We start from the raw sequence: 18,759 nt of genomic DNA, 5'->3' as shown, positions 1-18,759 counted from the left end.
GCCCGAAGGCAGCCATACGGGCTTACCACGTTCCCTGCCTGTCACACGATTGGTTTAGGGTCTGCCTTTTCACCGGAGGCCTTGTAGCGACGTATTCCCACATCCCACAGGAATATCTGGCCCCATACCTTTTTGGTCCATGCCTAACAGCAGTTTTGGCATGTTTATCATTACGGCGTTTATCAGCAGTTCACTTACGTTACCCATGCCAACCAGCCTAGCGTCTCGACCCGGTACTGCTCCGAGCGTCTGTACTTTGCCTCACGGCAAAAGCACACCCTGATGGGGACTACATTGTCGGAAAAGCTTCACACCCCACCGTTACCAGTGACGCATGTTTTCCTAGGCTATCGTTGGTCGCACAACGAGTCCGCTGCTATCTCAGAGCAAGATAGTTGGACAATGACAGACAGAGTTTTCGCTCGTGTCTCCGGTTTGATATGAGCGGGGGACTGCAAGGCAGCACGCTCAAAGAGTATTTCCTCCTGTTTAAGGCAGGAGGAATCCCTGCGGGGATTCTTCCCGCATGGGTAGGTCGTGAGACCTATGTGGATGCACTATCTGATTAGGAACATGGCAGTAACCATGACGATGGTTGAAACCAGCGTCATCAAGCCGAAGTTCCAGGTCATTCTGTTCAGAGTATCTGAAATGAATTTCCGCATTTCTACCTGAACTGCAGATACATCTGCTTTTTGAGCCAGACGTTTATGCATAACGACCTCATCAGTAGTGAAGTAGGCACTCCCAGTCCGAAAATCGGACCATAGCCGCGCTTCTGAGTGCTAAGCGGCTTTGGGGTTCGCTATTGTCGCCGCAGCGACAACGAGTCCTTCTAAGCAGTGGGACCCCTGGGCTGTTTTGTTTCCCGGATTGGCTACCGGGCTATCGGTTTCCTTGCGGAAAACCCTTGACGATGACGTCTCACCGCCAACCTGGAGACACGCTACGCGTGTCGCACAAGATGCGTGATAATAAAGCATGCCCCGCTTGACGGCTAGCGCCGTCGGAGACCCTTGTAATGCCCGAGCAAGATCTACGTTTACAACAGCTGGAAGTCTGGCTGGATGAGCAGTTGCCGATCCTTTTCAACGCTCAAGGCTGGGGGGCCGTACCCCCGGCCACATTGACTGCGGCCAGCAGCGACGCGAGTTTCAGGCGCTATTTCCGTTGGGACGGCGGCGGTCGAACTTTCGTGGTAATGGACGCGCCACCCCCCCAGGAAAACTGCAAACCTTTCGTCGATATCGCGTATTTGCTATCCACTTCGGGAATAAATGTTCCGAAAATTTATGCGCAAGACTTGCCCCGAGGCTTTCTTTTGCTCAATGACCTGGGCAGAAAAACCTATCTGGACGTGATAAACGACGAAAACGCCGATCAGTTGTTTGCTGATGCCATCGACGCCTTGCTGGCTTATCAGCAGTTGCCGATGGACGCGCCACTGCCCAGCTATGACGTCGCCTTGCTGCGACGCGAGCTCGAATTGTTTCCTGAATGGTACGTGCGCCGACACTTGGGTATCGAGCTGGATACTCAGCAGCAGGCACTTTGGCAGCGTGTCAGCGATCACTTGATCGACAGCGCCCTGGCGCAACCCAAAGTGCTGGTGCACCGCGACTATATGCCACGCAACCTGATGATCAGCGAGCCGAACCCTGGCGTGCTGGATTTCCAGGATGCAGTGTATGGTCCGGTCACCTACGACATCACCTGCCTGTTCAAGGACGCCTTCCTCAGTTGGCCCCAGGCCCGCGTACGCGAATGGCAACGCAGCTATTGGGAGCGTGCGGCCCAGGTCGGCATTCCGGTACAGCCGGATTTCGAAGACTTCCTGCGCGCCAGCGATCTCATGGGCGTGCAGCGCCATCTCAAGGTCATCGGCATCTTTGCGCGCATTTGCCATCGTGACGGCAAGCCACGCTATCTGGCCGATGTACCGCGCTTCTTTGCTTATATAGAAGCGGTGCTGGCCGATCGTCCGGAGTTGAGCGAGCTGGCTGAGTTGCTGACCAGCCTGCGCCAACCCGTTGAGGCCAGCGTATGAAGGCCATGATCCTGGCCGCCGGCAAAGGCGAGCGGATGCGTCCGCTCACGTTGCACACCCCCAAGCCGTTGGTGCAGGCCGGCGGCAAGCGCCTGATCGAGTACCACCTGGAGGCGCTGGCCAAGGCCGGTTTCACCGATATCGTTATCAACCATGCCTGGCTCGGCCAGCAGATCGAAAGCTATCTGGGCGATGGTGCGCAGTTCGGCCTGCGCATTCGCTACTCCCCGGAGGGCGAACCGCTGGAAACCGGTGGCGGGATTTTCCAGGCGCTGCCGTTGCTGGGGGATGAGCCGTTCCTGGTAGTCAACGGCGATATCTGGACCGACTACGACTTCAACCGGCTCAAGCAACCGCTCCAAGGCCTGGCCCATTTGGTGATGGTCGACAACCCGGCACATCATCCCTCGGGTGGTGATTTCTACCTTGATCAGGGCTTGCTTCATGATGCGGCGCCCGGTGCCGATAACCTGACCTTCAGTGGCATTTCAGTGCTAGACCCCCGGCTGTTCGAGGGTTGCAGCGCCGGTGCCTTCAAGCTGGCGCCGCTGCTGCGTGCGGCCATGGCAAAAGGTTTGGTAACGGGGGAACACATGGCGGGACGCTGGATTGATGTCGGCACGTTGGAGCGCCTGGCGCAAGTCGAAACCCTGCTCACAGCGGGGCAGTAGCATGTTGTGGCCAGGGACGCTGATCGGCGCCGGGGCTGGTTTTGCCATAGCCAGTATTCCGGGGGCCTTGTTGGGTGCGCTGTTGGGGCAGGCGCTGGATCGCCGAATGCAACTGCACAGTTGGGCACAGTTGCGCGAGCGCTTGGGCGGGCGTCCGGCGTTACGCAATGACGAGTTATTGTTTGTGTTGCTCGGGCGCCTGGCCAAAAGCAACGGGCGTGTGGTGGACGGGCATATCCAGCAGGCGCGGCAAGAAATGCGCTCGCTGGACATGACCGAGTCGGCCCAGCGCCGCGCGATTGCGGCGTTCAACCGAGGCAAATCCGGTTCCGACCGGGTACGCCGCTACCTGCGTGTGCTCAAGGCCCAACCCCATGCGGCGGAAGGGGTATTGCGGGCCTGCTGGCGGATGGTCTGGGCGGACGGCAAGGCGGACGCCGCCGAGCGCGATTTGATCGACCTGTGGGGTAAGTGGTTGGGCTGGACACCGCAACAGCTCCAGGCATTGGCGGCCGACTACACTCCTGAGCGCAAGCCGCTGGTCAATCGCGGTACGACCTATCAGGAAGCGTTGCGCTTGCTCGGTGTGACAGCTACCACAGAGCCCTCGGCCATCAAGCGTGCCTATCGCCGTCTGCTGAGCCGTCACCATCCGGACAAGGTGGCCGGCAGTGGTGCCAGCCCTGCGCAAGTGCGTGAGGCGACCGAGCGCACCCGTGAACTGCACAACGCCTATGCGTTGATTCGCGAGCGCCGGGATTTCCGTTAGAGGCCACTCTTTCACGGATAACCACATTGGTTTTGCGCTGATCCTCAGTCGGCGCTGGCCTGCGGGCTCAACCAGCCGCGAATCCGGCGATACAACTGTTCCTGCTCGGCGGCGTTGTTGCCGGGCAGGGTCTTCAATGACACCTGCTTATAACCATCATTCTTCAAACGCTTCGCGGCCTGGGCGCGTGCCAGGGCGTTTTTGCGTGCTTGAGCGTTGTCCTGATAGAAGACATCGGCGGTCGGCAGTTTCAGGCCGGGGGCCAGTTGCTGCACGTCGGGATGGCGCCCGGTGGGCGTCTTGGCCGCGACCATCACGAGCTTCTGCACCTGGGAGGGTTGTTTTTCACTCAGGTAACGCGCCGCCCACCAGGCGCCGGTGCCATGGCCCACCAGCACCACAGTGCGTGCGCTCTGGGTCTGGGCAAAGGCCACGGCGGCATCGATGCGCGCAAAGATGCGCGAGGCGTCGGTCTTGTCCTGCTCGTCGGCGCCCGGCACCACCGCCGGGTCGGTGCCTTCCGCCTCGGCGCTGGCAGCTTGCTCGATCGGTTTGTCGGCGGTGCTCGCTTCTTTACTGCTGGTGTCGACGGTGGCGTTGGGCGCTTCCATGACGCGCGGCGGCAGGGTGTCCATGCTCACGTCCGGTAGCGAAAGACTGAGGCTGCCCCAATTGGCATCCGGCAATTTCTGTCGCAACGGACCGATTGCTTGCGGCCAGTCAGCATTTTCGCCGGCGCCCGGTACGATAATCACCACACCTTCGGGCTCGGCGCTGTTGGCCGGTTTCCACAGGGCAAGGAATGAATCACTGCCGGCCTGCAACTGTTGTTGTTCCTGCTGCGGAATTTTGCGTTCCAGCGCGCTGGCCTCTTCCTGGCTACGCTCGGGCAGGGGCTGGCGTTCGACGGGTTTTTCGGCGGCTGGCGCGGGGGCCTCAGCGGCCTGCGCAGAAAAGGCACTGGTAAACAGCAGTGACAGGCACAATGCTGGCAGTGCCGAACGGTTTCGATAGGGCATCGTTGATTTCCGGCCAGAAGTGATTCCAGCAGCCTAATGGGTTGGTCAGTATTTGTCAGTGATGTGAGACGTGGATCATGGGTTTTCGCTGTCTGCTGGTTATCGGCTGTTTGTGCCTTGCCTTGATGGCAAACGCTTCCCCCGCGCCTGCCGCACCGCAGGCGCAGCTTAATGCGCAGCAGCGCGAATGGCTGGCCCGGCACCCGGAGTTGCGGGTGGGCGTGGTGTTGCAGGCGCCTTACGCGCAATACGACCGGCGTCTGCAGCGCTTGTCCGGGGCGAATGTCGAGTTGATGCAGTGGCTGGCCAAGGCGCTGAACATCGAGCTGACCTGGCGCAACTTCCCTGATCAGGAGCAGCTGGAGGCGGCCGTACACGACGACGAGGTGGACATTGCCCCCGGCCTGCAGCAAACCCCGGCCGGTTTGCGCCTGTGGCAGTTCACCGACCCGTATATGCGTGTGCCTCAACATATTGTCGGGATTCGCGAGGGCGGTGGTGCCGTGGACCTGGAGAAGCTCGACGATCAATCCCGTGTTGCCGTGCGCATGCCCAGCGCCGTGGCCGATTACCTGCGCAGTACCTACCCCGGCCTCAACCTGCAAGGCGTGCCCATGGAGCGCCAGGCCTTGCAATTGTTGGTCAGCCAGCAGGCGCGTTATGCCGTTGTTGATGAAGCGCAATTAAGCCGCTTGTCCGCAGAGGCGGAGTTCAGCGGGCTGGCGGTGGTGGGGGACATCGGCCTGCCGCAATTGCTGCGGGTGGCTACTCGCCGGGATTGGCCTGAACTGGCCAGCATCATGGAAAGTGCCCTGAGCGCCATCCCGGCCCGCGACCTGGATCAACTGCACAGTCGCTGGCTGCAACCCAAATATCCACGTTTATCCGAATCCAAGGGCCTTTGGCAGAACCTCAGCCTGCTCCTCGGCCTGTTTCTGCTCGCCAGCCTGGCCGTGGTGTTCTGGCTGCGCCGCCAGCAGCGCGTGCTGGAGCATGACCTGCTGGCTGCCCGCGAAGAAAGCGCGGCCCGTGCCGCCGGTGCCGAAGCGCTGCGCTTGACGCAGTTTTCCATCGACCAAAGCACCGTCGGCATCCTGTGGGTCAATTGGGATAGCCATGTGCGCTACGCCAATCGTGCGGCCGAAAGCATGCTCGGTTACGAGCCCGGCGCACTGATCGAACGACCGCTGGTCGACCTCGACCCGACCCTGGATATGGACCGTTGGCTCAACCTGTGGAAGCGCGCACGGGCCAGCGAAGAGGGGCCGCAGAATTTCGCCACCGATTGTTTGCGCGCCGATGGCAGCATCCTGCCGGCCAACGTGTCCTTGAGCTTTCTGCGATTTGCCGAGGCCGAGTACCTGGTGGTCTACCTGAACGATGTCACCGAACTGCGCCGCACCCTGGCCGCGTTGATGCAAAGTGAAGCGCAACTGCGCGAGTTGTCCGCTCACCTGGAAACCGTGCGCGAGGAAGAAAAGGCCCGCATCGCCCGGGAAGTGCACGACGAACTCGGGCAAATGCTCACGGTGCTAAAACTGGAAACCTCCATGTGCGAGCTGTCCTACGCGCAACTGGATCCTGGCCTGCACGAGCGCTTGAACAGCATGAAGCGCCTGATCGCCCAACTGTTCCAGTTGGTGCGGGACGTGGCGACGGCGCTGCGCCCACCGATTCTCGATGCCGGTATTGCCTCGGCGATTGAATGGCAAGCGCGGCGTTTCGAAGCGCGCACGCAAATCCCCTGCCTGGTGCAGGTACCGGATAACCTGCCGACCTTGAGTGATGCCAAGGCCATCGGCCTGTTCCGTATCCTGCAAGAGGCGCTGACCAATGTGATGCGCCATGCCCAGGCGCATACTGTCGAGCTGACCCTGGCGTTGGAAGGCAACGACCTGCGGCTGACCATCAGCGACGATGGCGTCGGTTTCGTCCAGGCCCAGGGGCGCCCGGTATCGTTTGGCCTGGTGGGGATGCGCGAGCGGGTGCTGATCATGGGCGGGCAACTGAGCCTGGACAGTCAATTGGGCGAGGGCACCACCTTGAGTGTCACGGTGCCTTTGGATGCATAACGATAAGAGGACGCCCTTGTGATCCGTGTACTGGTAGCCGAAGACCACACCATTGTTCGTGAAGGCATCAAGCAATTGATCGGCCTGGCCAAAGACCTGCTGGTGGTGGGCGAGGCGAGTAATGGCGAGCAGTTGCTGGAGACCTTGCGCCATGTGCCTTGCGAGGTGGTGTTGCTGGACATCTCGATGCCCGGCGTCAATGGCCTGGAAGCGATTGCGCGCATTCGCGCCTTGAGCAATCCGCCGGCAATCCTGGTGCTGTCGATGCACGATGAGGCGCAAATGGCCGCCCGCGCCTTGAAGGTGGGCGCGGCGGGCTACGCCACCAAGGACAGCGACCCGGCGCTGCTGCTGATGGCGATTCGCAAGGTCGCGGCCGGCGGGCGCTACATCGACCCGGACCTGGCAGACCGCATGGTCTTCGAGGTCGGCCTGACCGACTCGAGGCCCTTGCATTCGCTGCTGTCCGAGCGTGAATTCTCAGTGTTCGAGCGCCTGGCCCAGGGCGCCAACGTCAATGACATCGCCCAGCAACTGGCGCTGAGCAGCAAGACCATCAGCACTCACAAAGCGCGGCTGATGCAGAAGCTCAATATCACGTCCCTGGCGGAGCTGGTGAAGTACGCGATGGAACACAAACTGTTGTGACGCCATGCCTGTTTGCGACAGGCCTTGAGCCCCGGTAAAGCCATTCTCGGCGTACGCCGCCGGGGCACTGTTCAATCCCCGCCATCCGTGTAGGGCGATCCCTACCCCAAACCTTCCATCCGGCTGATGCGATTCTCTCCTGGCCCCCGATTTCCGGGGGCTCGCGCCTGGACTACGCTTGTGCCACAGCAGTCCAAAACACAAAGGTGCGGGTATGAGCGAGGCGGATTCAAATGATGTGCTGGTCAGCTTTCGTGGCGTGCAGAAGAGCTACGACGGCGAGAACCTGATCGTCAAAGACCTCAACCTGGAGATTCGCAAGGGCGAGTTCCTCACCTTGCTCGGGCCTTCCGGTTCGGGCAAGACCACCAGCCTGATGATGCTGGCTGGCTTCGAAACGCCGACCGCCGGCGAAATCCAGCTGGCCGGGCGCTCGATCAACAACGTGCCGCCGCACAAGCGCGACATCGGCATGGTGTTCCAGAACTACGCACTGTTCCCGCACATGACGGTTGCCGAGAACCTCGCGTTCCCGCTGTCGGTGCGGGGCTTGAGCAAGACCGATATCAGCGAGCGGGTCAAACGCGTGCTGAGCATGGTCCAGCTCGACGCCTTCGCCCAGCGCTATCCGGCGCAACTGTCCGGCGGCCAGCAGCAGCGTGTGGCCTTGGCCCGGGCACTGGTGTTCGAGCCGCAGTTGGTGCTGATGGACGAACCCCTCGGCGCCCTCGACAAGCAATTGCGCGAACACATGCAGATGGAGATCAAGCACCTGCACCAGCGCCTCGGCGTGACCGTGGTGTACGTGACCCACGACCAGGGCGAAGCCTTGACCATGTCCGACCGTGTGGCGGTGTTCCATCAGGGCGAGATCCAGCAGATCGCCGCGCCGCGCACATTGTATGAAGAGCCGAAAAACACCTTCGTCGCCAACTTCATCGGTGAAAACAACCGCCTCAATGGCCGCCTGCACAGCCATACCGGCGAGCGCTGCGTGGTAGAGCTGGCGCGCGGCGAGAAGGTCGAGGCGCTGGCGGTGAACGTCGGCCAGATCGGCGGCCCGGTGACCCTGTCGGTGCGCCCCGAGCGTGTCAGCCTCAATGGCTCCAGCGAAAGCTGCGTCAACCGTTTCTCCGGACGGGTGGCGGAATTTATCTACCTGGGCGACCACGTGCGTGTGCGCCTGGAAGTCTGCGGCAAGGCCGATTTTTTTGTGAAACAACCGATCGCCGAGCTGGACCCGGCCCTGGCGGTCGGCGACGTGGTACCGATTGGCTGGCAAGTCGAGCACGTTCGCGCACTCGACCCACTTCTAGAGGCGAATTGATCGCCCCCATGGCTTCACCAACCCTGCACGTGGAGAGAACAACAATGTTGAGATCCCTGAAATATTCCGTCCTGGCCCTGAGCTTGATGGGCGCGACACAGGCCATGGCCGGTCCGGACCTGACCGTCGTGTCCTTTGGTGGCGCGAACAAGGCTGCACAGGTCAAGGCTTTCTATGCACCGTGGGAAAGCGCGGGCAACGGCAAGATTATCGCCGGTGAGTACAACGGTGAGATGGCCAAGGTCAAAGCCATGGTCGACACCAAGAGCGTGTCCTGGGACTTGGTGGAAGTGGAATCGCCGGAATTGTCCCGCGGCTGTGACGAAGACATGTTCGAGCCGCTGGACCCGAAACTGTTCGGTAACAGCGCCGACTATGTGAAGGGTGCGATTCAGCCGTGCGGCGTGGGCTTCTTCGTATGGTCGACCGTTCTGGCCTACAACGCGGACAAACTGGCTTCTGCGCCAACCAGTTGGGCGGATTTCTGGGACACCAAGAAATTCCCGGGCAAGCGCGGCCTGCGCAAGGGCGCCAAGTACACCCTGGAATTCGCGTTGATGGCCGACGGCGTGGCGCCGAAGGACGTGTACAAAGTGCTGGCCGGCAAAGATGGCCAGGACCGTGCGTTCAAGAAGCTCGACGAACTCAAGCCGTCGATCCAATGGTGGGAAGCCGGCGCACAACCGCCGCAATACCTTGCCTCGGGTGACGTGGTGATGAGCTCGGCCTACAACGGCCGCATCGCCGCCGTGCAAAAAGAAAGCAACCTGAAAGTGGTGTGGAACGGCGGCATCTACGACTTCGACGCCTGGGCCATCCCTAAAGGCCTGGCCAAGGACCGTGCCGAAGCGGCGAAGAAATTCATCGCCTTCTCGGTGCAGCCGCAGCAGCAGAAGACCTACTCGGAAAACATCGCCTACGGCCCGGCCAACACCCAAGCCGTCCCGCTGCTGGCCAAGGACATCCTCAAGGATATGCCGACTACGCCAGAGAACATCGCCAATCAGGTGCAGATCGATGTGAGCTTCTGGGCCGATAACGGCGAGCAGCTGGAGCAGCGCTTCAACTCCTGGGCTGCCAAGTAACACCGCATAACCCTGTGGGGGGCAACCTCCTCCCACAGGGGATTTCTTGCGTGTGAAAGATTGCATTCATTTTCAAGTTTCGGAGTCAGCCATGGCCATCGCCGTTCCCTCGAACGAGGTCAATAGCCCCACCCTCAAGCAGCGCCTGGCGCGTGCCGAGCGGCTCAATCGCTGGAAGGCCCAGGCCTTGATTGCGCCGCTGGTGCTGTTTTTGCTGCTGGTGTTCCTGGTGCCGATTGTTGCGCTGCTGTTTAAAAGCGTCGGCAACCCGGAAGTGGTGGGCGGTCTGCCGCGCACCGTGGTGGCGGTGACGGCCTGGGACGGTCGTGGTCTGCCGGGTGAACCGGTGTATCAGGCTCTGAGTGAGGACCTGGGCGAGGCGCGCAAAAACCAGACCCTGGGCGATCTGTCCAAACGCTTGAACATGGAACTGGCCGGCTATCGCAGCCTGCTGACCAAAACCGCGCGGGCGCTGCCGTTTACCGAAGCGCCTGCCTCTTATAAAGCAGCGCTGGAAAACCTCGACGAACGCTGGGGCGACCCGGCGTACTGGCAGGCGATCCGGCGCAATACCAGCAGCCTGACGCCGTTCTACCTGCTGGCGGCCGTCGATCACCGCATCGACGACCTTGGTGAAGTGGCCCCGGCCACCCCGGACCAGGCGATCTACCTGGACATCTTCGCCCGCACCTTCTGGATGGGCCTGGTGATCACCACCATCTGCCTGTTACTGGCTTATCCGCTGGCGTATTTGCTGGCTAACCTGCCGGCGCGCAAAAGTAACCTGCTGATGATTCTGGTGCTGCTGCCGTTCTGGACCTCGATCCTGGTGCGTGTGGCGGCGTGGATCGTGCTGCTGCAATCCGGCGGGCTGATCAACAGCGCGCTGATGGGCATCGGCCTGATCGACAAACCCCTGGAGCTGGTGTTCAACCGCACCGGGGTCTACATCTCCATGGTGCATATCCTGCTGCCGTTCATGATTTTGCCGATCTACAGCGTAATGAAAGGCATCTCGCCCACTTACATGCGTGCGGCCATCTCCCTGGGCTGTCACCCGTTCGCCAGCTTCTGGCGCGTGTACTTCCCTCAGACGTATGCCGGTGTCGGCGCCGGCTGCCTGTTGGTGTTCATCCTGGCCATTGGTTACTACATCACCCCGGCGCTGCTGGGCAGCCCGAACGACCAGATGGTCAGCTACTTCGTGGCTTTCTACACCAACACCAGCATCAACTGGGGTATGGCGACGGCGTTGGGCGGTTTGCTGCTGCTGGCGACCGTGGTGCTGTACCTGATCTACAACTGGCTGGTGGGCGCCAGCCGCCTGCGCCTGAGCTGAGGAGACCTTGCGATGCTGAGCCCTTATATGTCACCAGTAGAACGGGTGTGGTTCTACAGCTTGCGGATCCTCTGCGGCTTGATCCTGTTGTTCCTGATATTGCCTGTGCTGGTCATCATCCCGCTGTCGTTCAACAGCGGCAGTTTCCTGGTGTATCCGTTGCAAGGTTTCTCGCTGCACTGGTACCAGGATTTCTTCGCCTCGGCGGAATGGATGCGTGCGTTGAAGAACAGCATCATCGTCGCCCCGGCGGCCACGGTGCTGGCCATGGTGTTCGGCACCCTGGCGGCGATCGGCCTGACCCGCGGCAATTTCCCCGGCAAGGCGCTGGTGATGGCCCTGGTGATTTCGCCGATGGTGGTGCCGGTGGTGATTATCGGTGTGGCCAGCTACCTGTTTTTTGCGCCGCTGGGCCTGGGCAACAGTTTCTTCTCGCTGATCGTGGTGCACGCCGTGCTTGGGGTGCCGTTTGTGATCATCACCGTGTCTGCGACCCTGCAGGGTTTCAACCATAACCTGGTACGGGCCGCCGCCAGCCTGGGCGCCTCGCCATTGACGGCGTTTCGTCGGGTGACCTTGCCGCTGATTGCACCGGGGGTCATCTCCGGCGCGCTGTTTGCCTTCGCCACCTCGTTCGATGAGGTAGTAGTGACGCTGTTCCTCGCCGGCCCCGAGCAAGCGACCCTGCCGCGCCAGATGTTCAGCGGCATCCGCGAAAACCTCAGCCCGACGATTGCGGCGGCGGCGACCTTGCTGATTGCCTTCTCGGTGTTGCTGTTGCTGACCCTGGAGTGGCTACGTGGGCGTAGCGAGAAACTGCGCACAGCCCAGGTCTAAAGCCCAGCACAGCCCCCTCCCACAGGGGGGCTGTGACCATTCAGCGCCTGAATGGAAGACAACCCGATCCAGTCAGCTACTCTTGTGCCAGCCCATCACCGATAAGAGGCCGCGCACATGAGTACTTCCTCATTCAAGATCGCCCACAAACTGCTGACTGGCGCTGGCGCCATTGAGCAACTCGCTGCTGAACTGACGCGCCTGGATGTGGATAACCCGTTGATTGTCACCGACGCGGCGCTGGTCAAGTCCGGCACGGTAGCGCTGGCGCTCGAACACCTGGGTGAACGCCCTTACGAGATTTTCGACCGCGTGCTGCCCGACCCGGAAATCTCCATCGTCGAAGACTGCATGCAGGCGTACCGCGACGGTGGCCACGACGGCCTGATCGGCCTGGGTGGCGGCAGTGCCATCGATATTGCCAAAAGCGTTGCCGCCTATGCCGGTTACCACGGCGCCCTGGCGGACTTATTCGGCGTCGACCAGGTGCCGCGCAAAGGCCCGCCGCTGATCGCCATCCCGACCACGGCCGGTACCGGCTCGGAAGTGACCAATGTGGCGATCCTCTCCGACAAGGTCGCGCAGTTGAAGAAAGGCATCGTCAGCGACTACCTGCTGCCGGACGTCGCGCTGATCAGCCCGCAAATGACCCTGACCTGCCCACGCAGTGTCACCGCCGCCAGTGGCGTGGATGCGCTGGTGCATGCCATTGAGTCCTACCTATCCCTGAACGCCTCGCCGATCACGGATGCCTTGGCCATCGGTGCGATCAAGCTGATCGCCAAGGCGCTGCCCAAAGCCTACGCCAACCCGGCCAACCTGCAGGCCCGCGATGATATGGCCACCGCCAGCCTGATGGCTGGCATGGCGTTCGGGAATGCCGGGGTGGGCGCGGTGCATGCGCTGGCGTATCCGCTGGGAGGACGGTTCAATATCGCCCATGGCGTGAGCAATGCGCTGTTGCTGCCGTACGTGATGCACTGGAACAAACTGGCCTGTGTCGAGCGCATGCAGGACATCGCCCAGGCCATGGGCGTGAATGTCAGCGGCCTGAGTGTCAACGATGCCGCCGACCAGGCCGTCGAGGCGATGACGCGATTGTGTGCCGCCGTGGAGATTCCTTCCGGCCTGCGCAGTTTCGGGGTTCCCGAGGACGCCATCCCGGCGATGGCCACGGAAGCGGCGGGTATCGAGCGCTTGATGCGTAACAACCCGCGCAAGCTCAGCGCGGCCGATATCGAGAAAATCTATCGGGCGGCGTACTAGCCGTTGAGTTAGGTCACGGTGCGCAGGGCAAAGCATGAGGTATACAATGCGCGCCATCGTGATTTAGCTCAAAAAAGGTGCGTCATGCAGCCCTTCGTTATTGCTCCATCGATTCTCTCCGCCGATTTCGCCCGCCTGGGTGAGGAAGTGGACAAGGTGTTGGCCGCCGGTGCCGACTTCGTGCACTTCGATGTCATGGACAACCACTACGTGCCCAACCTGACCATCGGCCCGATGGTCTGCGCGGCGCTGCGCAAGTACGGCGTCACCGCGCCGATCGATGCGCACCTGATGGTCAGCCCGGTGGATCGCATCATCGGTGACTTCGTTGAAGCCGGCGCGACCTACATCACCTTCCACCCGGAAGCCTCGCTGCACGTCGACCGCACCTTGCAACTGATCCGTGAAGGCGGTTGCAAGGCCGGCCTGGTGTTCAACCCGGCCACCCCGCTGGACGTGCTCAAGTACGTGATGGACAAGGTCGACATGGTGCTGCTGATGAGCGTCAACCCAGGCTTCGGCGGGCAGAAGTTCATCCCCGGCACCCTCGACAAGCTGCGCGAAGCCCGTGCGCTGATCGATGCGTCGGGCCGCGACATCCGCCTGGAAATCGACGGTGGGGTCAACGTCAACAATATCCGTGAAATCGCTGCTGCCGGCGCCGACACCTTCGTGGCCGGTTCGGCGATCTTCAACGCCCCGGACTATCAGGAAGTCATCGCCAAGATGCGCGCCGAATTGGCGCTGGCGCGTCCATGAGCGGCTTTGAGCAGTTGTTCCCCGGCAAATTGCCACGGCTGGTGATGTTCGATCTGGACGGTACCTTGATCGACTCGGTGCCAGACCTGGCGGCGGCGGTGGACCAGATGCTGCTCAAGCTGGGGCGCAAGCCGGCGGGGCTTGCGTCAGTACGCGAATGGGTCGGCAATGGTGCGCCGATGCTGGTGCGCCGGGCCCTGGCCAATCACATCGATGCCGAAGGTGTCGATGAGGTTGAGGCCGAGCACGCCCTGGAGCTGTTCAACGCAGCCTATGAGCGCAGCCACGAACTGACCGTCGTTTACCCTGGCGTGCGCGACACCCTCAAATGGCTGAGCAAGCAGGGCGTGGAAATGGCCCTGATCACCAACAAGCCGGAGCGCTTCGTCGCGCCGCTGTTGGACCAGATGAAAATTGGCCGTTATTTCCGCTGGATCATCGGGGGCGATACCTTGCCGCAGAAGAAACCCGACCCGGCGGCGCTGTTTTTCGTGATGAAAATGGCCAATATTCCGGCGTCCCAGTCGTTGTTTGTCGGCGATTCGCGCAGTGACGTGCTGGCGGCGAAAGCGGCCGGCGTGCAGTGCGTGGCCCTGAGTTACGGCTACAACCATGGCCGTCCGATCGCCGAAGAGTCGCCGTCGCTGGTGATTGATGACCTGAGACTGCTAATCCCCGGTTGCTTGGGAGCTGGCGCTGAGATAACGTTGCCCGACATCGATCCGTCCTCTTCTGGAAATTCCATCGTGGTGGTCACTCGCAAACTCTGGATGAAAGTCATCAAGGCCCTGGCCCGCTGGCGTTGGCGCGCCTGACTGATCCTGGCCGCACCCTGCGGCACGTTTGCATACCTGACTGTTAGACCCTCACGCCACGAGGCACCTCATGATCCGCGAAGAATTCCTGCGTTTGGCCGCTGCCGGCTATAACCGTATCCCCCTGGCCTGCGAAACCCTGGCCGACTTCGACACGCCGCTGTCGATCTACCTGAAGCTGGCTGACGAGCCCAACTCCTACCTGCTGGAATCGGTACAGGGCGGGGAGAAGTGGGGCCGTTACTCGATCATCGGCCTGCCATGCCGCACTGTGCTGCGGGTGCACGACCATCATGTGAGCATCACCCATGATGGCGTCGAGATCGAAAGTCATGACGTCGAAGACCCGCTTGCCTTCGTCGAAGCCTTCAAGGCGCGCTACAACGTGCCGACCATCCCTGGCCTGCCGCGTTTCAACGGCGGCCTGGTGGGGTACTTCGGCTACGACTGCGTGCGCTATGTGGAAAAACGCCTGGGCAAATGCCCGAACCCGGACCCGCTGGGTGTGCCGGACATTCTGCTGATGGTCTCCGACGCGGTGGTGGTGTTCGACAACCTCGCCGGCAAGATGCACGCGATCGTGCTCGCCGACCCGTCCCAGGCCGACGCCTTCGAGCAAGGCCAGGCCAGCCTCGAAGCGCTGTTGGAAAAACTGCGCCAGCCGATCACCCCGCGTCGCGGCCTGGACCTTACCCGTCCACCGGCAGCCGACCCGGTGTTCCGCTCCAGCTTTACCCAGGATGACTACGAGCGTGCGGTCGACACCATCAAGGAATACATCCTCGCCGGTGACTGCATGCAGGTGGTGCCGTCGCAACGCATGTCCATCGACTTCAAGGCTGCGCCCATTGACCTGTACCGGGCGCTGCGCTGCTTCAACCCGACGCCGTACATGTACTTCTTCAACTTTGGCGACTTCCACGTAGTGGGCAGCTCGCCGGAAGTGCTGGTGCGTGTCGAGGACAACCTGATCACCGTGCGCCCGATTGCCGGCACACGCCCGCGTGGCGCGACCGAAGAAGCGGACCTGGCGCTCGAAGAAGACCTGCTCAGCGACGACAAGGAAATTGCCGAACACCTGATGCTGATCGACCTGGGCCGTAACGATACCGGGCGAGTTTCGGAAATCGGCTCGGTGAAACTCACCGAAAAGATGGTGATTGAGCGCTACTCCAACGTGATGCACATCGTGTCCAACGTCACCGGCGAGTTAAAAGCCGGGCTGACTGCGATGGACGCATTGCGGGCGATTCTGCCGGCGGGCACCTTGTCGGGCGCGCCGAAGATCCGTGCGATGGAAATCATCGACGAGCTGGAACCGGTCAAGCGGGGTGTCTATGGCGGCGCCGTGGGGTATTTCGCCTGGAACGGCAACATGGACACCGCCATTGCGATTCGCACGGCGGTGATCAAGGACGGGGAGCTGCATGTGCAGGCCGGTGGCGGGATTGTCGCCGACTCGGTGCCGGCCCTCGAATGGGAAGAAACCCTGAACAAGCGCCGCGCGATGTTCCGCGCCGTAGCGCTGGCTGAACAGACCCCCAATTTTTGAGGTTTCCCCCATGTTACTGATGATTGATAACTACGATTCCTTTACCTACAACGTTGTGCAGTACCTGGGGGAGCTGGGCGCCGAGGTCAAGGTGGTTCGCAATGACGAACTGACCGTGGCCGAAATCGCCGCCCTCAACCCGGAGCGCATCGTGGTTTCGCCGGGCCCCTGCACGCCGACCGAGGCGGGTATTTCCCTTGAAGCCATCAAGTACTTCGCCGGCAAGCTGCCGATCCTGGGCGTCTGCCTGGGTCACCAATCCATCGGCCAGGCCTTTGGTGGTGACGTGGTACGCGCGCGCCAGGTGATGCACGGCAAGACCAGCCCGGTATTCCATAAGGACCTGGGCGTATTCCAGGCGCTCAACAACCCGGTGACCGTAACCCGCTACCACTCGCTGGTGGTCAAGCGCGAAACCTTGCCGGAATGCCTGGAACTGACCGCCTGGACCCAACTGGACGACGGCTCCGTCGACGAGATCATGGGCCTGCGTCACAAGACACTGAACATCGAAGGGGTGCAATTTCACCCCGAATCGATCCTGACCGAGCAGGGCTACGAGCTGTTCGCCAACTTTCTCAAGCAGAGCGGCGGCACGCGCTAAGGACTTTCCATGGATATCAAGACTGCCCTGAGCCGTATCGTCGGCCATCTGGACCTGAGCACCGCTGAAATGAGCGATGTGATGCGCGAAATCATGACCGGTCAATGCACCGACGCGCAGATCGGCGCGTTCATGATGGCGATGCGCATGAAGAGCGAAAGCATCGACGAGATCGTCGGCGCCGTCTCGGTGATGCGTGAGCTGGCGGACAAGGTCGAGCTCAAGACTCTCGACGGCGTGGTCGACGTGGTCGGCACCGGCGGTGACGGTGCGAACATCTTCAACGTCTCGACGGCCTCTTCCTTTGTGGTCGCGGCGGCGGGTTGCACCGTGGCCAAGCACGGTAACCGTGCGGTATCCGGCAAGAGCGGCAGTGCCGACCTGCTGGAAGCGGCCGGCATCTACCTGAACCTGACACCGGTACAAGTGGCGCGCTGCATCGACAACGTCGGCATCGGCTTTATGTTTGCCCAGTCCCATCATGGTGCGATGAAGCACGCCGCCGGCCCGCGCAAAGACCTTGGCCTGCGTACCCTGTTCAACATGCTCGGCCCGCTTACGAATCCGGCCGGTGTGAAGCATCAGGTGGTGGGCGTGTTCAGCCAGGCGCTGTGCCGGCCATTGGCTGAAGTGCTGCAACGCATGGGCAGCAAGCATGTGCTGGTGGTGCATTCCAAAGACGGCCTGGACGAGTTCAGCCTGGCGGCGCCAACGTTTGTGGCTGAGCTGAAGAATGACCAGATCACCGAATACTGGGTCGAGCCGGAAGACCTCGGCATGAAGAGCCAGAGCCTGCACGGCCTGGCGGTGGAAAGCCCGGCGGCGTCGCTGGAGCTGATTCGCGATGCCCTGGGGCGTCGCAAGACTGAGAACGGTCAAAAAGCTGCAGAAATGATTGTTCTGAATGCTGGCGCGGCACTTTACGCAGCCGATCATGCCTATAGTCTTAAGGAAGGTGTCGAATTGGCCCACGATGCACTGCACACCGGTCTGGCTCGTGAAAAGCTCGAAGAGCTGGGAGCATTCACCGCTGTATTCAAGATGGAGAATGAAGGATGAGTGTGCCGACCGTTCTGGAAAAAATCCTGGCCCGCAAGGCTGAAGAAGTTGCCGAACGCCGTGCCCGTGTGAGCCTGGCTGAATTGGAAGCCCAAGCGAAAGCCGCTGACGCACCGCGTGGATTTGCCAAGGCACTGATTGCACAGGCTAAGCTCAAGCAGCCGGCCGTGATTGCCGAGATCAAGAAAGCTTCGCCGAGCAAGGGCGTGATTCGCGAAAACTTTGTACCGGCGGAAATCGCTGTCAGTTACGAGAAGGGTGGGGCGACTTGCCTGTCGGTACTCACCGATATCGATTTTTTCCAGGGTTCCGACCTGTTCCTGCAGCAGGCCCGTGCGGCGTGCAAGTTGCCGGTGATCCGCAAGGATTTCATGGTCGATCCGTACCAGATCGTTGAAGCCCGTGCTTTGGGCGCCGATTGTGTGTTGTTGATCGTCTCCGCACTGGATGATGTGAAGATGGCTGAGCTGGCGGCCGTTGCCAAAAGTGTCGGCCTGGATGTGCTGGTGGAGGTGCACGACGGCGATGAACTGGAGCGCGCACTGAAAACCCTCGATACACCGTTGGTGGGGGTCAATAACCGTAACCTGCACACCTTCGAAGTCAGCCTGGAAAACACCCTCGACCTGCTGCCGCGTATTCCGCGCGACCGCCTGGTGATTACCGAAAGTGGCATCGTCAACCGTGCCGATGTGGAACTGATGGAAATCAGTGACGTTTATTCGTTCCTGGTGGGGGAGACCTTCATGCGCGCCGAGAACCCAGGGGCGGAACTGCAGCGTCTGTTCTTCCCGGAGCGTGGCGTGGCGGTCAGCGGTTCCACTCTCGATTGATTTGAAATGCGATCAAAATGTGGGGGGCTTGCCCCCGATGGCGGCGGTTCAGTTGGA

Annotated in this window: 18 protein-coding genes; 16 read left to right on the top strand and 2 right to left on the bottom strand. The window is 61.3% G+C overall.

What is annotated here, in order from left to right; all coding sequences use genetic code 11:
* Positions 1–557: 557 nt before the first annotated feature.
* Complete coding sequence (locus FBY10_RS31450; RefSeq protein ID WP_159440257.1) at positions 558–716, bottom strand: hypothetical protein; 159 nt, start codon at positions 714–716, stop codon at positions 558–560.
* Between the two features lie 305 nt (positions 717–1,021).
* On the opposite strand from FBY10_RS31450, the gene FBY10_RS05410 reads away from it, so the two are divergent.
* From FBY10_RS05410 to FBY10_RS05400, 3 genes are read left to right on the top strand one after another with little or no spacing between them, the layout of a single operon-like run.
* Positions 1,022–2,047 (top strand): aminoglycoside phosphotransferase family protein, encoded by a 1,026-nt coding sequence (locus FBY10_RS05410; RefSeq protein ID WP_145336833.1) that lies wholly within the window; start codon positions 1,022–1,024, stop codon positions 2,045–2,047.
* Entirely contained in the window at positions 2,044–2,718 is a 675-nt protein-coding gene (murU, locus tag FBY10_RS05405) for an N-acetylmuramate alpha-1-phosphate uridylyltransferase MurU (RefSeq protein WP_145336832.1), read from the top strand. Before FBY10_RS05410 ends, murU begins: the two co-directional genes overlap by 4 nt.
* Before the next feature lies 1 nt (position 2,719).
* Positions 2,720–3,487, top strand: coding sequence for a TerB family tellurite resistance protein (locus tag FBY10_RS05400; RefSeq protein ID WP_145336831.1), 768 nt, complete (start codon positions 2,720–2,722; stop codon positions 3,485–3,487).
* Positions 3,488–3,531: 44 nt separating this feature from the next.
* On the opposite strand, the gene FBY10_RS05395 is transcribed toward FBY10_RS05400, so the two are convergent.
* Complete coding sequence (locus FBY10_RS05395; protein WP_145336830.1) at positions 3,532–4,506, bottom strand: alpha/beta hydrolase family protein; 975 nt, start codon at positions 4,504–4,506, stop codon at positions 3,532–3,534.
* Between the two features lie 77 nt (positions 4,507–4,583).
* Between FBY10_RS05395 and FBY10_RS05390 the strand changes: the two genes are divergently transcribed.
* The 13 genes from FBY10_RS05390 to trpC all read left to right on the top strand — a co-directional run bounded on the left by FBY10_RS05390 (position 4,584) and on the right by trpC (position 18,702).
* Entirely contained in the window at positions 4,584–6,578 is a 1,995-nt protein-coding gene (locus FBY10_RS05390) for a histidine kinase (RefSeq protein ID WP_145336829.1), read from the top strand.
* An 18-nt stretch (positions 6,579–6,596) separates the two neighbouring features.
* The gene (locus tag FBY10_RS05385; RefSeq protein ID WP_027605903.1) at positions 6,597–7,226 is read left to right on the top strand and encodes a response regulator transcription factor; all 630 of its coding nucleotides are present in this window, start codon (positions 6,597–6,599) and stop codon (positions 7,224–7,226) included.
* 214 nt (positions 7,227–7,440) lie between these two features.
* Positions 7,441–8,553: an ABC transporter ATP-binding protein gene (locus tag FBY10_RS05380; protein ID WP_053131173.1), complete on the top strand. Its 1,113-nt coding sequence runs from the start codon at positions 7,441–7,443 to the stop codon at positions 8,551–8,553.
* Positions 8,554–8,597: 44 nt separating this feature from the next.
* The gene (locus tag FBY10_RS05375) at positions 8,598–9,638 is read left to right on the top strand and encodes an ABC transporter substrate-binding protein (protein WP_131699133.1); all 1,041 of its coding nucleotides are present in this window, start codon (positions 8,598–8,600) and stop codon (positions 9,636–9,638) included.
* 91 nt (positions 9,639–9,729) lie between these two features.
* The gene (locus FBY10_RS05370) at positions 9,730–10,977 is read left to right on the top strand and encodes an ABC transporter permease (protein ID WP_131699134.1); all 1,248 of its coding nucleotides are present in this window, start codon (positions 9,730–9,732) and stop codon (positions 10,975–10,977) included.
* Between the two features lie 12 nt (positions 10,978–10,989).
* Complete coding sequence (locus FBY10_RS05365) at positions 10,990–11,814, top strand: ABC transporter permease (protein WP_017739612.1); 825 nt, start codon at positions 10,990–10,992, stop codon at positions 11,812–11,814.
* A 117-nt stretch (positions 11,815–11,931) separates the two neighbouring features.
* On the top strand, positions 11,932–13,080 hold the full coding sequence (locus FBY10_RS05360) for an iron-containing alcohol dehydrogenase (RefSeq protein WP_065925379.1): 1,149 nt from the start codon (positions 11,932–11,934) through the stop codon (positions 13,078–13,080).
* Positions 13,081–13,164: 84 nt separating this feature from the next.
* Complete coding sequence (gene rpe / locus FBY10_RS05355) at positions 13,165–13,839, top strand: ribulose-phosphate 3-epimerase (RefSeq protein ID WP_131699136.1); 675 nt, start codon at positions 13,165–13,167, stop codon at positions 13,837–13,839.
* Entirely contained in the window at positions 13,836–14,654 is an 819-nt protein-coding gene (locus FBY10_RS05350; RefSeq protein WP_145336828.1) for a phosphoglycolate phosphatase, read from the top strand. The genes rpe and FBY10_RS05350 overlap by 4 nt, the downstream gene beginning before the upstream one ends.
* Positions 14,655–14,724: 70 nt before the next feature.
* Positions 14,725–16,206 carry an anthranilate synthase component I gene (trpE, locus tag FBY10_RS05345; RefSeq protein ID WP_145336827.1) on the top strand — a complete coding sequence of 494 codons (1,482 nt, stop codon included), beginning with the start codon at positions 14,725–14,727 and terminating at the stop codon, positions 16,204–16,206.
* Positions 16,207–16,216: 10 nt separating this feature from the next.
* Positions 16,217–16,810 (top strand): aminodeoxychorismate/anthranilate synthase component II, encoded by a 594-nt coding sequence (locus tag FBY10_RS05340; protein WP_145336826.1) that lies wholly within the window; start codon positions 16,217–16,219, stop codon positions 16,808–16,810.
* A 9-nt stretch (positions 16,811–16,819) separates the two neighbouring features.
* Complete coding sequence (gene trpD, locus FBY10_RS05335) at positions 16,820–17,869, top strand: anthranilate phosphoribosyltransferase (RefSeq protein WP_065938244.1); 1,050 nt, start codon at positions 16,820–16,822, stop codon at positions 17,867–17,869.
* The gene (trpC, locus tag FBY10_RS05330; RefSeq protein ID WP_131699139.1) at positions 17,866–18,702 is read left to right on the top strand and encodes an indole-3-glycerol phosphate synthase TrpC; all 837 of its coding nucleotides are present in this window, start codon (positions 17,866–17,868) and stop codon (positions 18,700–18,702) included. The genes trpD and trpC overlap by 4 nt, the downstream gene beginning before the upstream one ends.
* Positions 18,703–18,759: the final 57 nt, after the last annotated feature.

Origin of the sequence: Pseudomonas sp. SJZ103 (assembly GCF_007828335.1) — a bacterium.
GTDB lineage: Bacteria > Pseudomonadota > Gammaproteobacteria > Pseudomonadales > Pseudomonadaceae > Aquipseudomonas.
Note: the sequence above shows the minus strand (reverse complement) of the source record. Positions and strands in the feature narration are given on the sequence as shown.

Coding starts and splice junctions, on each gene's coding strand:
- FBY10_RS31450 (WP_159440257.1), bottom strand. CDS start 716: ATGCATAAACGTCTGGCTCAAAAAGCAGATGTATCTGCAGTTCAGGTA.
- FBY10_RS05410 (WP_145336833.1), top strand. CDS start 1,022: ATGCCCGAGCAAGATCTACGTTTACAACAGCTGGAAGTCTGGCTGGAT.
- murU (WP_145336832.1), top strand. CDS start 2,044: ATGAAGGCCATGATCCTGGCCGCCGGCAAAGGCGAGCGGATGCGTCCG.
- FBY10_RS05400 (WP_145336831.1), top strand. CDS start 2,720: ATGTTGTGGCCAGGGACGCTGATCGGCGCCGGGGCTGGTTTTGCCATA.
- FBY10_RS05395 (WP_145336830.1), bottom strand. CDS start 4,506: ATGCCCTATCGAAACCGTTCGGCACTGCCAGCATTGTGCCTGTCACTG.
- FBY10_RS05390 (WP_145336829.1), top strand. CDS start 4,584: ATGGGTTTTCGCTGTCTGCTGGTTATCGGCTGTTTGTGCCTTGCCTTG.
- FBY10_RS05380 (WP_053131173.1), top strand. CDS start 7,441: ATGAGCGAGGCGGATTCAAATGATGTGCTGGTCAGCTTTCGTGGCGTG.
- FBY10_RS05375 (WP_131699133.1), top strand. CDS start 8,598: ATGTTGAGATCCCTGAAATATTCCGTCCTGGCCCTGAGCTTGATGGGC.
- FBY10_RS05370 (WP_131699134.1), top strand. CDS start 9,730: ATGGCCATCGCCGTTCCCTCGAACGAGGTCAATAGCCCCACCCTCAAG.
- FBY10_RS05365 (WP_017739612.1), top strand. CDS start 10,990: ATGCTGAGCCCTTATATGTCACCAGTAGAACGGGTGTGGTTCTACAGC.
- FBY10_RS05360 (WP_065925379.1), top strand. CDS start 11,932: ATGAGTACTTCCTCATTCAAGATCGCCCACAAACTGCTGACTGGCGCT.
- rpe (WP_131699136.1), top strand. CDS start 13,165: ATGCAGCCCTTCGTTATTGCTCCATCGATTCTCTCCGCCGATTTCGCC.
- FBY10_RS05350 (WP_145336828.1), top strand. CDS start 13,836: ATGAGCGGCTTTGAGCAGTTGTTCCCCGGCAAATTGCCACGGCTGGTG.
- trpE (WP_145336827.1), top strand. CDS start 14,725: ATGATCCGCGAAGAATTCCTGCGTTTGGCCGCTGCCGGCTATAACCGT.
- FBY10_RS05340 (WP_145336826.1), top strand. CDS start 16,217: ATGTTACTGATGATTGATAACTACGATTCCTTTACCTACAACGTTGTG.
- trpD (WP_065938244.1), top strand. CDS start 16,820: ATGGATATCAAGACTGCCCTGAGCCGTATCGTCGGCCATCTGGACCTG.
- trpC (WP_131699139.1), top strand. CDS start 17,866: ATGAGTGTGCCGACCGTTCTGGAAAAAATCCTGGCCCGCAAGGCTGAA.